A 14,512-nucleotide genomic window follows, 5' to 3' on the forward strand; every position below is an offset into this window, starting at 1 on the left:
CTCACAATACCCAACAATCTGAATTCATCAAGTTAAAACATTGCAAAATTAAACATAGAAAATAAATAAATTTGATTTATCGAAAAAATTCTATAGACAAACCATAAAAAGTAGGTGTCCTGAAAGTAAAAAATCAAGATTTAATTGATCGCTCCAACAGCAAAAGAAGCCTCACGATCAAAGTGTTAGGATTTACCTATTCCTCACTAATCAATCAAAGGTATGATCAATAAAAACGACGAGATTGTTCCTTTTTGGACACCTTTTATTTCTTATTTTACTTGATCATCATCTATATAGGTTTTATTTCCATTCTTGTTAATATAATAGTTACCGCCTCTAGGTCCTTGATATACTTGACGATCTTTATATTTTCCTACAACTTTATCTTTGGCATTAGGATTTACTTTTTCAGTTGTTTCTCTTTCTTTTTTAGCTGGTTTTGAAATCGTCTCTTCTATTTTATCTTTTGCTTTTTTAGTCTTAGACTTCGCTTTATTCTCTTCGTCTTTTGCTTTTGAATCGAGCTTATTTGCTTCCGCCTTTGCTTTCCCTTCTATCGATTTTACATTTCCTTTCACAGAGGCTCTACTTTCTTTTTTGGCTTTTGTAGCTTCTTTTACTTTATCTAATTTTTCTACTACAGCCTTAGATTTACTTAGCTTTTTACTTTTCATCTCTGCTTCTTGAGCAAATGTGTTTGACAATGCAAGCACCAAACACAAGATCATTATTTTTTTCATAACAGTTAATTAATTTAAAAACAATATAAATAATTAATTTAACAAAACTTTATTTTTTTCTTAAATTTGCATTAAGAAAAAATAAATATACTTTAATCTATTCAGATTCACAAAAACTATGAAACAAAAATTACATTTAATCCTATTTTTCATTTTAGCTAATTTAAGCTACTCCCAAAATAGTGATTTTTACGAGCCCAAACCTAAGTTCCCTCATTTATTCAGATCTTTAACCCCCATACAAAAAGACGATCCTAAATGGATACATCTTATGTATGGAGAAACACCTAACATTTATGAGATAGAAAAAGAATACGATCTATACTATCAAAAACACGATTTTATAAAAACCGTACACACGCAAAATTATAAGCATTTTACCAATTACGTTCATACAAATAATTGGATAGACGATAAGGGTAATATTATAGCTAGAGATAATATGATGGAAAATGCTAAAGAAAGAATAAAACAGAATAAAAAGAGTATCAATTCTGCCAATTGGACACCTATAGGCCCAATAAACACCTATAATAATGGCGGAACTAGAACCGAGTCACATCAGGCAAATGTATATTCTGTTGCACAATCTGTTTCAAATCCTAATGTTTTATTTTGTGTTACAGAAACAAGCGGTACATTTAAAAGCAACGATAAAGGAGAAAATTGGTTTTTAGTCGGTGGAGATTATTTTAACGATGACACATCATGTGTAGAAATTGATCCTACGAACGAAAACAATGTTTTTGTAGCCTCTAGTTCAAGGATATACCGATCAACTGATGGAGGTAATTCATGGAGTTCTGTTCTTAATGCCAATGGTTTAGGTATTTATCAATTTGCCATTAGTCCACAAAACAACCAATTGGTTTTTGCTGCGGGAAATAAAGGTTTGTACAAATCAACAAATGGAGGAACAACTTGGACACAAGTTTTTACCGAAACCTGTTGGGATGTAAAATTTAAGACTAATGATCCTAGTACGCTTTTCTTATTAAAATCAAACAATACATTAAAATTAACTGAGTTTTACAAATCTACTGATGGTGGAAATACTTTTTCTCTAAAAAGTCAGGGATGGTTTATACCTACACCAACAAGCACTATAGGTGGAGCTCGAATGGGGCTTACAAATGCAGATGGAGACAGAATATACGTAGCAATGCTAGGGAATGTAGAGAACTACACAACAGACGTGAATTTTATAGGCGTATATAGAAGTGATAACGCAGGGGAAAGTTGGTCTTTGCCTTATGACCAAAACAATGACGGTGTACCTAACAACAACCCAGGAGGTCCTTATAGCGCTGACCATTGGTGTTTTTCTAGTTTTGGAACTAACGGAGGCTCTTACGACCAAGGTTTTTACAATTTAGCTATAGATGTATCCGATACAGATCCTAATAAGTTTTTAATGGGTATGCTTAACCTTTTTAAAAGTGAAAACGGAGGAAAAACATATACTCGATGGGGAGGATATGCTTGCGATAATTGTACTTCTTACTATCGTCATCCCGATCATCAAGATATTTTAATAAATGGAAATGATGTATTTGTAGCCACAGATGGAGGGGTAGATTTATATAATGGTAATTTAGATATCCTAAAAGGATTAAACAAAGGAATCGTTTCTTCGGATAACTGGGGATTTGGTCAAGGATGGAATGAAGATGTCGTAACTGCAGGTCGTTATCATAACGGAAATGCGGTCTATCATGCTAATTATGGTGATGGAAAATTTATTTCATTAGGTGGTGGAGAATCTTCAACAGGTTATGTTGCCTTAGGGGATAATTTAAAAGTTTATCACTCAGACATTTCAGCCTATAAAATTTCTAAGGATTTTGCAACTCCTGCACAATCAACTAACGGATTAGGCTTATTTCCTAATGAATCTGTTTACCCTGATATAAGGGGACAAATAACCTATGACCCTAGATATTATAATCATCTGTATCTAACCAAGGAAAACAAACTTTGGAAAAGCGTAGACGGAGGTACTTCATTTACACTACTTAAAGAATTTGGAGATATTAGTACGGATAAAACATATTCCGTAGAAGTGTCAAGATTAGATCCTAATATTATTTTTGTAGTTAACAGAAGTTCTACAGCTAAACTATGGAAAACCTTAGATGGTGGAAAAAACTGGACACAAATAAGTCTTCCTAACACAGATGCTCGTTTGTATTTTAGCATGAATGAAAACAATACACTCTTCATAGGATTTGGTGGTGGAACTGGAAAAGCTTTCAAATCTGTAGATTTAGGAAACACTTGGATCAACCTAACTACTCCTACAATTCAAAATTTAGGTTGCTATTCTATAGCTCCTCAATTAGGAACCAACGATGGAGTGTATTATGGGGTGGCTGGTGCAAGCAAAATATACTATAGAAATTCTAATATGACAGATTGGGAATTATACGACAAAGGATTACCATTAGGTTTGCGTCTAATAGGAATAAAGCCTTTTTACAAAAATGGCGAACTAAGAATTAGCTCTAGACGCGGTTTTTGGAAATCTCCTCTTTTTGAAAAAAGTTTGCCTGTTGCACAACCCATGGTAGCTAGCCAATCCGTTGAATGTAGTAGAACAGTCATTCAATTTGATGATTATTCAGTATTAAATCATACTGCCGCTAAATGGGATTGGAGTTTTCCAGGGGCAAATACAGTTTCGTCTACCACTGTTCGAAATCCTTTAGTAACATACTCTACTCCAGGACTCTACAATGTTACCCTAACCGTAACCGATGCCGATGGACGCACCAGTACTAAAACAGTACAAAATATGATAGAAGTTTTACCCTCTTCTTGTGCTATAGAAAGTGCTTCAAAACAGGTTTTAGAAATGACCACAAGTACAGAATCTGTTTTTTCTAACGAAATGAATTACAATACTACAACTGATTTAACTTTTAGCGGCTGGATAAAACCAAATGGAACACAAGTATCTTGGGCTGGAATTGCTTGTTTTGGAGACAAACAAAAAACATTACTAAACTTTAGAAGTGCTAATAATGAAATAGGATTTCATTTTAAAGATGGATATTATAATTATTCTACAGGATTATATGCTCCTGCTGATCAATGGAGTTTTGTAGCTTTTAGAATTACACCTACTAAAATAACACTTTTTTTAAACGATAAAAGTTGGTCTCTAGCGGGTAATTTTAGCGGTATCATTTTAAACAAAATAATCTTAGGAAAAGATTATGGTAGAAACGACCGAACTTTTAAAGGACAAATGGAAGAATTTACTTTTTGGAATAGAGCATTGACTGATGACGAAATCTATTTGAGCAGACATTTGATTAAACAAAACATAACGGATCCTAACTTAATTGCTTATTACCAATTTAATAATACCATAAATAATGGATTAATTTATGATAAAGTTAATTCAAACAATTTAACTATTTCTAGTTCTATAGCATTTCCTACATCTACTGCTCCAGTAGCCACTGGTACTAGTCAACTCCTAACAATAAATACAGCTGGCATTTATAATTTTAATTCGGTAAGTACAACCCTTAACTTTACAGGACAAGTACCTAATGGAAAAGTCGTTGTATCTCAATTAAATGTTCTCCCTAATGAAGCTCCTGCCTCTAAATTTATTGGAAATTCATACTGGATTTTAGATAATTATGGCACTAGTACATCATTCTCAGGACTTTCCTCTATAAATTTAACACTTACTAATCCTTTTACGTCAAACCCGTCTAATCTTCTCCTTTTCAAAAGAAGTAGCAACGGACACTTACAATCAGGGTGGACACAAAACGCAATAGCTACAAGTGTAAGCGGACAAACTATCATTTTTCCTGGAACTTCTATAAATCAGTCTAACCAATTGTATGTAGGAGACTCTGCTTCTTTTTTAGAGACAAACCAATCAAATCTTCAAAAAAGCCTAACAGTTTATCCTAATCCAACAGTAGTAGGTGAACAGTTAATAATTGAAGGTATTAACTCAGACCTAACATTTACGCTTTATGATCTTAATGGTAAATTAGTGTTAAGAAAACATATTAATGACAATAGAATTAACTTAGATAGTTCTATAAAAAAAGGCGTCTATTTTTATAGAATTGAAACAAGTGACAAACTTTACAATAATAAGTTAATCATTAATTAATATATAAATAAGGTTCTACAAAAACAACATTTTTATTTGTGACCTAAAGGTTGTCCTAGTTTTGCACTGCCCCCAAAAAGTTAGATACTATTTGGGGGTATTTTTATGGAAAGAAAAGTCAAGTATGATTATGAGTTCAAACTTCGCTGTGTAAAAGAAGTTACAACAAAGCATTTCAACTAAAACAGAAATTCCCTTACAGGAACAAAGTATGTTTTATCCTAACGAAATAAGAACATTACTGTTTCGCTTTATAGCTTTTTTTCTAGGCAGACGCATGCACCCAAAAAAAGACAATATCCGTTATAAAAAAGAGGTAGTATCTTCTTATACTCATATTTTAAATTCATAATTCACATAGTGAAGAAACGCAATTGGTTTTGTGCATCAAGGACTCTATGGTTCGTGCTCTGAAGATAACCAATCCTTAGCAGCTATAAAATAGGGTTCTTTTTAAACATCCCCTTTGCTTACATTCCTTAAATAAAATTTATTATTATGTTCCTATAAAGCCCCAATGTTCAAAACTAATATTAACATCGTTACCATTAACCTAAAATTTCATTGAATCCAAATTACGCGTTAGAAATTTATTATAAATAAACAATGACTTTGAATCTAAAAAAGCACTCCCTTTTTTGTCCTCAATGTAACAAAACGATGACTATACAAAAAAACTTCCCCGCATTTTTATCTTCTTTGCCCTTTTCGTCTTCATTGCAAAGGCTAATGGTTAAAAGAAAGCCCGCAATTGAACATTACCAGTATGTATGGTTTCTGAAGTTTCACTTTTTCTTCCTTGATAGTTAAAATTGACATCTAAATATTCTGTAAGTTTTTTCTGGAGCAGCATACGCCAAGTCATGTTCTTATTAACCTGTAATCCTTCTAACATCTGAAAACTTACTGGTGAAAAAGAATTTCCTTCAAAACTATTATTAATATAAGCAAACTCCCCATTTAGCACAAATTCTTTTGAAGTTACTACATTAAAAGAAATCCCTAAACGGTTTTGAAATAACTTTTCGAGTGCTCCTGTTTCATTCCTTTTTTTCTGAAATTCATAAAACAGATCTACAGTAGTGTTTTTTGAAAATAAATACCCGACTCTCGCTTCTAACTGATTTTCCCTAAGCTGAAAATTCTTACTCAAATAACTAACAGAATACACGTTGTTTTGAGAAATACTTCCGTTAAGAGTAAATAACCAATACTTTTTTAACAAATGAGTATACGATAATTGGTGACTCGTAGCTGTATTTGTTAATTCGTCTGCTACGAGTAAACTTTTTACTTCGTTAATAATAAAATTGTACACAACGGAATGGTTTTGTTTTCCTCTATTATAAAAAAAGCTGTTTCTTATACTGGAAGTCAGCCCTAACAATTGATCTTTTGAATTTATAAAAGGATTAAGATCAAATCGTTCACCTTCTTTTTTAATTTTTTTATCAATTAAAAAACTGGTTTGATTATAAAAATAGGATATGATTTTCCGATATCCTTTTTTATCTACCCAAAGAAAAGGGTTTAGTGTAACTGATTGTGAAAACTTGTTTTGATGTGTTTTGACAAAATTTTGATTTGGTAAAAAAACCTTTATATACTTTGCTTGATCTGGAAATTGTGCTATTTCAAACTCTTGAAGTTCTTGAATCCCATTTTTATTATAATCGTTCCAAGCATAAATTCCTTTTGTAGGCTCTACTTCTATAAAATTAAACTCTTGTTGTGGGATACTCCCTGAAAGAGTTTCATAACTCAATCCGTATTGAACAAACCCATTGAACAGACGCTGGTTATAAAGTACTCTGGAATTTAATGATGATTCCTTTTTTTGGTTCCCTTCAAATAATAATTGGCGATAATTAACAAAAACGGATAAGTCGGCTTGATTATTCTGGATTAGTTTAGAATTTAGATAATAGGAAATAGAACGATTTACTCGTTTTAAAGTAGCTGCCTGCAAAGAGTCATTTAACCTATAGGATAGACCTGTTTCAGCATAGACCTTCGTTGAATCGCCTCTCCCTATAAACGTTCCCCATTCCGTAAAACGTTGACTTAAATTAGTTAACCTAAAAGTTGATTTTACCCTCTCTTGATTCTCCTCTAATCGCTGATTAACTCCCACCCAATTTTTATGAAATTTATATTTCAAATGAAACTCGTTTCTAAAAAATTGAGACTTCATCTCTTTACTTTCACTATTCATCAGACTTCCTTGTTGTTTTATAAACCATTTAGTAGATTGGTGAATCCCTGAAAAAAGATGTCTATTACCGCTAAAGCTTTCCGAAAAATTTAAATTTTCAAATTGGTATTTCCCTTTTGTACTCTTTGACCAATCTAATAGTAAGCCAGAAGAGATATACAATTGATTCCCTATTGGTTCTTTTAGATTCCAATCGCGATCAAATTCAATAGCAAATAAACGTTCTATAGGCCTGTATTCTTTTTGAATAAACTGTAAATCATTTAATAAGGTAAGTCCCCAATATTTTTTTGACAGTATTTTTTGACGGATATTAAATTTTCCTGCTGCACCTTTATTATTTTCATCGTCTAAATCAGAATACAAATTCAAATCATTATTACTTACCGCTAATTCAAAATCTACCGTTGTTTTATCTGAGGGTTTATACCCTCCTAATAACGTTGCTATTTGTAATTTTGAAGGAGCTATTAATCTAATAATAGGATCATATTCTCCTTGTTTTATCCCTGCTAGGGCTGGTACATATTCATAAATTCGTCCATTAGCAACTGTTGACTTTACAATATAATTTCCTTTATTTTTGCCTACTAAAGAAAACTTAACTTGATATAACTCTTCTTTTGGGTCGTTAGAATACACATATACAACAGCAGTCCCTATGATTGTCTTTTTATACAAAATTTTCTTATCAGTATAAGGTTCTATAACGGCAGAAGGAGCATTCAGTAATGCAGGATTATCTCCTGCTTCTGATAAAATCTTAATTTGATCCGAAGATAAACTTTGTTGAAGAGGCTGATTTTTAGCATCATTTTCAGAATAAACAAATCCATCTAAATGCCATTTATCCTCTTGATGAGTAGTTCCACCGTAAGTAACAAAACGGTTAAAACTTCTTTCAGAAAACTGATATTCTACCACAATTCTCATTTCTGAATTGACCGGAAACAAAGAGGTAAAAGTCAGTTCACCCGCATTATAATCTATTACGTACTGATTATTTTCTCCTCTTTCCAACAAATTACCGTTTACATATACTCGTTCAGACCCTGAAATAACCAATACATATAATTCATCATTGGGCCCCCGAAGTTTATAAGGTCCTTGATTTCCTTCTTGCCCTGTAAAATTACTTTTTGCATACTGCCCTCGCACAACTGCACCCGAAAGCATTATTTCTGTACTAACAGGAGATGTTCCTAAATTAACTCGCGCTAAAACACCTTGTACCTTTTTATTAAAATTTAAAAAGCGAGATTTACGATTTTCTAAAAACAAATCTCCTCCACGAACCGACCATCGGTCTGAAAACAATTCAACAAAAACTTGATCAAATTCGTCTAATCGTTGAGAATAGCCACCGTTTTGCAACGGAATATTATTGTCTTGTAAGGAAGCCCTAATACTTACTTTATCTGATAACTTACCTATTACTTGCAAGTCTAAATTAGAATTAACTGCTGCATTTTGGTTATTACCTATACTCAGTCCGCGTGTAATACTCCCAGATGTTTCCAACCCATCAAAAGGCTTAAATACATTTACGGAACGGTTTTCTGTTTTATAAATATTTCCAGAATTTGTAGAAGACACTAATCTATTAACATCATAGAAAGAATAACTTTTCGTAAGAAAACTCGGGTATTTTAAATAATGAACATGAATAGTATCTGTTTTTTTAAGGGTAGAATCTAATTTTATTGTTGCTTTCACAAAATCAACTCGATACAACGTTGAATCAATTTTTATTTTATTTTTATCATATAAAGCAAAATACGAAGGATTGATACTGGTGCTGTCTATATCAATTAAATCTTTTGTAACGGGTATTTTTTTATGTTGATACAATGTTTCTTGGGCTTTCAATACAATAGGAAAGCATAACATACAGATAAGAAAACGAATTTGACTTTGCAACATATTCTATTAACTCGGATAGGTCAAAGATATTGCAATTATTGAAATACTGTAGCACAAAAAGCTATATGTGATTGGCTTCGTTATTCGAGCCAATCACATAGCATTTATAATTTAATTTAACTGTACTTATTGTTTAAGTGGCAACTGCACCTTGTACTTGTTATTTCTACGGGAGAAGTTGCATTATCAGTACTATGTAATTTCGACTATTTACGTCCTTTGATCGAAATAACAAGATTGCTCCTTTTTAGGACACCTTCTTTTGAAAAATCTCTTTTTGTATTATACCTATTCCTTCTTTGTATTAAAAAAGACTATTATATTAGAATTTATTACTCTTTAGTAACTACTTGTAACGTTTCTCGACTCATCTGTCTAACCAAAACCGTTTTATCCTTTTCTACAGCGTTTATAGCATTTTGATCAAAATGTCTTACAGTATACAAGGAAACATTTTCGTTATATGTTACTTTAAATTTTTTAGAAAGGACTTTTACTATTTCCTGAAAATGATTGTATTTATCTTCTACACAAACTGAAAAACTAATAGCGGAATTTTGAATTAGACTTACTTTGAGTTTGTATTTATGAAGCAATGCAAAAATTTCACTAATATTTTCTTCCATTATAAAAGAAAAATCTATTGAGGATAACGAAAGTAAAATTTGATCTTTTTTCACTATAAAACAAGGCATTTTAGGCTCTAGATCTTGTCCTTTTGCTACGCTGGTTCCTGCCAATAATGGATTAATAAAGGATTTAACATACAAAGGAATTTCTTTTCGTTGTAGCGGTTGTAAAGTTTTAGGATGAATGACACTCGCTCCATAAAACGCTAATTCAATGGCTTCTCTGTAAGAAATTTGATTTAATAAATTTGTATTTTCAAAATAACGAGGATCGGCATTCATTACTCCAGGAACATCTTTCCAAATGGTAACACTTTCTGCATTTAAACAATAGGCAAAGATAGCAGCTGTATAATCCGATCCTTCACGACCTAAAGTAGTTGTAAAACCGTTTTCATCAGATCCTAAAAAACCTTGCGTAACAAATAATTGTTTCTTTTTAGCTATTTTAGAAATGGCTTTTTGTGTTTTTTCCCAGTCAACATTTGCATCTCGATAATTAGCGTCTGTTTTGATATAATTACGTACATCTATCCACTGTGATTGAATGTTTCTAAAATTCATATAATGCGACACAATGGTAGTGGAAATAATCTCACCAAAACTTACAATTTGATCATAAACGAAACTATAATTTGGCGATTTATTACTTCTCAAAAAATATTCAAAATCAGCAAAATGTTCATTAATATCATAAAAAACTTCATGGTTTTCATCATCAAATAAATCTAACACAATTTGATTATGATATTTTTTAACTTCTTGAATTGAGGCATTTAGCTGAGGTGATTTTTCAAAATAATTCTTTATAACTTCTTCTAAGGCATTGGTTGTCTTCCCCATAGCTGACACTACAAGTAGAACCTCTTCGTACCCCACTTTTTGAAGTACATCAAACACATTTTTTATGCCCGCTGCATCTTTAACAGAGGCACCACCAAACTTGAATATTTTCATATCACATTTTTTCTCAAAACTCAACCTATTTATTTTTTTGAATCTTGACTTTGATTATTTGTTATTTAAAAATTCTTCTAATCCTTTTTCATTCATTTGAACAACACGCCAGTCATCTAATACTTTTGCTCCTGAGTTTTCATAAAATTTAATGGCATTGGTATTCCAGTCTAAAACATTCCACTCAATACGTCTAACACCGTCTAAGGCCCCTTGTTTCATAATTTCTTTATACAAGGCTATACCTATGCCAGTTCCTCGCATATTTTGTGTAACAATTAGATCTTCTAAATGAATTGTTTTTCCTTTCCAAGTAGAATAACGATAATAATAAAGTGCTACACCTACTATTACCCCATCTGTTTCGGCTAAAAAAGTATGAAACAAGGGATTTGCCCCAAAACCATCTCGAATCAAGTCATCTTCAGTTATTACTACCGCTTCTGGTTCTTTTTCAAACAGGGCCAATTCCTTTATAAGCAATAGCACTTGTGCCATATCATGAGACGTACCTCTACGAATCGTAAAATCTTTCATTATTTTTTCTTCTTAGCAGGTGTAGATGTCTTTTTTAACTGACGAGTATACGGTTTATAGATCCCTTCTGATTCTGCTCTTTGTTTCGCTTTTGCTGCACGATCTTTAGGATCTGGATGTGAGCTTAAAATCCTTGACATAAAACCTGAATCGGCACCTTGACTTAAGCCCGCTAATACCGTAAAAGCCGATTCAACAGCATTAACATTATATCCGTGTTTTTTCATAAAATCATACGAAAACATATCCGCTTCTGATTCTTGCTTTTGACTATGACGACTGTCTACAATTGCACTTCCTATTTTTCCTAAAGCACTTTCGCTAACCGCTGCAACTCCTTTTACTTGCGATCCTACAGCATCTACCAAAGCTTCTTTCTGATAAGCTGCACGGATAGCATCTCTTGTGTCATGATTTACAACATGGCCTATTTCATGGCCTATAACCGCAAGTACTTCATTATCATCCATAACATCTAATAATCCTTGAAAAACACGAACACTCCCATCAGCACAAGCAAAAGCATTTACTTCTTTCACTTTATAAACTTTAAAATTAAGCGTTACACCACTTTCTGTTTTATGTTTACCAAAAAGCTTATTTAATCTTAATGTATAAGGATCTTTAGGACCCGCAATAGGGTTTTCTTTATCCATTTTCTCAACAGAAGCCTTAGATAATTGAGCTGCATCCTCATCAGAAAAGGTAAAACTTGCGACCCCTTTTTGTAAAGCACCTAACGCTTTTTCACCTAAATTAATTTGTGCATTCATTGTAAAAGGCACGAAAGCCAATAAACCTACTGCTAATTGTATTTTTTTCATCTTGTTTTATTTTTATTTAGTTACCACAAATACGGACATGAACAAAGATAAGAGAAGTATAATTTATTTTAAACAACTTCACAGAATAAAAGTTTTCTACAATTTTTAAAACAAAACACATATCTAGAATACACAATTTTTGATTAAACATTAAAAAAAGAATCTAATCGTTATTCTGTATACACCAACCTAATGTATATTTTAAACCTATTTTATTCAAACATTACAACTTACAGACTTCCTGTTACTTTATTTTTAAAAAAATAAATCTCATCTTTGCATTACTAACTGCATAAAAATTATGGAAGAACGCAACAGAACCCTTGGCGAATTTATAATAGAAAAACAAAATGATTTTCAATATTCTTCAGGTGAATTATCCAGAATTATCAACTCAATACGCCTAGCAGCTAAAGTTGTTAATCATAAAGTAACACAAGCTGGACTTGTAGACATTGTAGGAGCAGCAGGAGAAACGAATATACAAGGAGAAGACCAACAAAAACTAGATGTATACGCTAACGAAGTTTTTATCCAAACCTTAATCAACAGAGAAATTGTTTGTGGTATTGCCAGTGAAGAAAACGATGATTTCATTACTATTTCAGGAGCTGACAATAGTCATAATAACAAATATGTTGTCTTAATGGATCCACTTGATGGCTCTTCTAATATAGACGTAAATGTATCTGTTGGAACTATTTTTTCTGTATACAGAAGAATTACGCCAGTAGGCAGTCCTGTTCAGCTAGAAGACTTCTTACAACCTGGCACAAACCAAGTAGCTGCTGGATATGTTATTTACGGAACCTCTACTATGCTTGTATACACCACAGGAAATGGTGTAAATGGCTTTACATTAAACCCTGCAATAGGTACTTTTTATCTTTCGCATCCTAATATGCAATTCTCAAAAGATGGAAAGATATATTCTATTAACGAAGGGAATTATGTTCACTTCCCTCAAGGTGTAAAAGACTATTTAAAATACTGTCAAAAAGAAGAGGGCGATCGCCCTTATACTTCTCGCTACATTGGCAGTTTAGTTGCTGATTTTCATAGAAACATGATCAAAGGAGGCATTTATATGTATCCTCCTAGCTCTAAAGCTCCCAAAGGAAAACTAAGACTACTATACGAATGCAACCCTATGGCATTTATAACAGAACAAGCTGGCGGAAAGGCCTCTGATGGCTATAAGAGAATCATGGAGATTCAACCTACAGAACTACATCAAAGAGTTCCTTTCTTTTGCGGAAGTTATAATATGGTGAATAAGGCAGAAGAATTTATGAAAGCAAATCAATAACAAGAAAGAGGCTGTTTAGAAAAAGTGTGTTCAATATTCTAGTTACTCACTTTCAGTGATAGGAGAAGCTACATTAACATTATATGGTTTCTCCTTTCGAAGGCCGACTAGATATAAGAAGCAGAACGAGGTTAAACGACACGATTGCGCGTTTTTTGCACTGCCCCCCAAAAGTTAGATACTATTTGGGAATATTTTTATAGAAAGAAAAGGTTCTTGATCCATTTTTCTTTTTTAGGAAGGAGATACTTTTTGCTTAATCCCCAGAAAATTAATCTGAGCCGTTTTTATTTTTAGCTAATTCGTCTTTTATTTTTTTAATAATTATTCCTGCAACCGTTTTTTTCTTGGCATCGGTACTAATATCATTTTTACCTCCAAAAGTATAAGTATGTTGTCCATCTTTTATTCCAGCCAGTTTTTCTTTCCACTTTTTTAAATCTTCATCAGATTTTGGGCGAAGTTTGATTTTTATTTTAGCTTCTCCTTTTTCTACTGTAGCTTTTAATGTGGTTAATTCGGCACCATCTTTTTTCGCTTCTTGAACGGGTAAATCGGCAGCTTTAGCTATTAAAATTTCTTCTTTTTCTTTTATTTTAATGTTTACTTCTTTTCCTTCTAGCAATACGGTTTTTGCTACTATATATATTTCTTCTTCAAGTGGAGCATTGTTTATTTTAACCAAATTAGAACCTAGCTTATATACGTCAAAAGATATTACTTCATTTTTAGCATAAGTAGTTTTAGTTAAAGCAGCTTTTATATCGTCTAGTTTTGAATATTTTTTATCTTTTCTTATTGCTTCATCTACTTTTTTCTTGATGATTGTAGCAATTTTATCTTTATCAATATTTTTGTTCTCGTTTTGAAATTTATATTGATGGGTTCCTGTTTTTTCAGTTGTTTCTTTTGTAAATTCTTCTTTGGCAAAGTAAACATCAATAATAGTTTCTACTGAAGTCTTCTCCACCTTCGTTTTTCCTATAACAGCGGGGCTTTTTCCTTCGGGGATTTCAATGGTGTGGGGTTTGTCTCTTTGAGCGGTTCCTTGGGTTTCTGCCCAATCCCATATTTCGTCTAAGGTTTCTGAAATGCTTCTAAATACTCCTTTCTCTTCTTTTTTACTCCTTGGTTTGTGCTCTGCCGGAGAACCTTTGGCTTTTTTAATTGCCGTGGGTTGTGATGGTTTTTTATTTTCTGTGGGGGATGGATTTTTTATTTCTACGTTTGA

At 32.5% G+C, this 14,512-nt stretch carries 8 protein-coding genes; 2 read left to right on the forward strand and 6 right to left on the reverse strand.

Translation table 11 applies throughout. The features are described 5' to 3' along the window. Positions 1 to 272 precede the first annotated feature (272 nt). The gene (locus B0A78_RS01755; protein ID WP_065212981.1) at positions 273 to 743 is read right to left on the reverse strand and encodes a hypothetical protein; all 471 of its coding nucleotides are present in this window, start codon (positions 741 to 743) and stop codon (positions 273 to 275) included. Positions 744 to 861: 118 nt separating this feature from the next. Here B0A78_RS01755 and B0A78_RS01760 point away from each other — a divergent pair, with 118 nt between their 5' ends. Then, positions 862 to 4,887 carry a LamG-like jellyroll fold domain-containing protein gene (locus B0A78_RS01760; protein ID WP_065212980.1) on the forward strand — a complete coding sequence of 1,342 codons (4,026 nt, stop codon included), beginning with the start codon at positions 862 to 864 and terminating at the stop codon, positions 4,885 to 4,887. A 733-nt stretch (positions 4,888 to 5,620) separates the two neighbouring features. Here the strand turns inward: B0A78_RS01760 and B0A78_RS01765 are convergent. The 4 genes from B0A78_RS01765 to B0A78_RS01780 all read right to left on the reverse strand — a co-directional run bounded on the left by B0A78_RS01765 (position 5,621) and on the right by B0A78_RS01780 (position 11,972). Beyond that, complete coding sequence (locus B0A78_RS01765) at positions 5,621 to 9,025, reverse strand: hypothetical protein (protein WP_014164980.1); 3,405 nt, start codon at positions 9,023 to 9,025, stop codon at positions 5,621 to 5,623. A gap of 332 nt (positions 9,026 to 9,357) precedes the next feature. Next, on the reverse strand, positions 9,358 to 10,611 hold the full coding sequence (locus tag B0A78_RS01770) for an aspartate kinase (protein ID WP_014164981.1): 1,254 nt from the start codon (positions 10,609 to 10,611) through the stop codon (positions 9,358 to 9,360). Between the two features lie 54 nt (positions 10,612 to 10,665). Then, positions 10,666 to 11,148 carry a GNAT family N-acetyltransferase gene (locus tag B0A78_RS01775; protein ID WP_014164982.1) on the reverse strand — a complete coding sequence of 161 codons (483 nt, stop codon included), beginning with the start codon at positions 11,146 to 11,148 and terminating at the stop codon, positions 10,666 to 10,668. Continuing rightward, complete coding sequence (locus B0A78_RS01780; RefSeq protein ID WP_014164983.1) at positions 11,148 to 11,972, reverse strand: M48 family metalloprotease; 825 nt, start codon at positions 11,970 to 11,972, stop codon at positions 11,148 to 11,150. The genes B0A78_RS01775 and B0A78_RS01780 overlap by 1 nt, the downstream gene beginning before the upstream one ends. 301 nt (positions 11,973 to 12,273) lie before the next feature. On the opposite strand from B0A78_RS01780, the gene fbp reads away from it, so the two are divergent. Then, positions 12,274 to 13,281: a class 1 fructose-bisphosphatase gene (fbp, locus tag B0A78_RS01785; RefSeq protein ID WP_014164984.1), complete on the forward strand. Its 1,008-nt coding sequence runs from the start codon at positions 12,274 to 12,276 to the stop codon at positions 13,279 to 13,281. Positions 13,282 to 13,552: 271 nt separating this feature from the next. On the opposite strand, the gene B0A78_RS14385 is transcribed toward fbp, so the two are convergent. Next, positions 13,553 to 14,512, reverse strand: a 960-nt coding sequence (locus tag B0A78_RS14385; protein WP_169859066.1) for a hypothetical protein, incomplete at its 5' end; no start/stop codon positions are given.

The sequence above is a fragment of the Flavobacterium columnare NBRC 100251 = ATCC 23463 genome (assembly GCF_002530675.1).
Taxonomy (GTDB): Bacteria; Bacteroidota; Bacteroidia; order Flavobacteriales; family Flavobacteriaceae; genus Flavobacterium; species Flavobacterium columnare.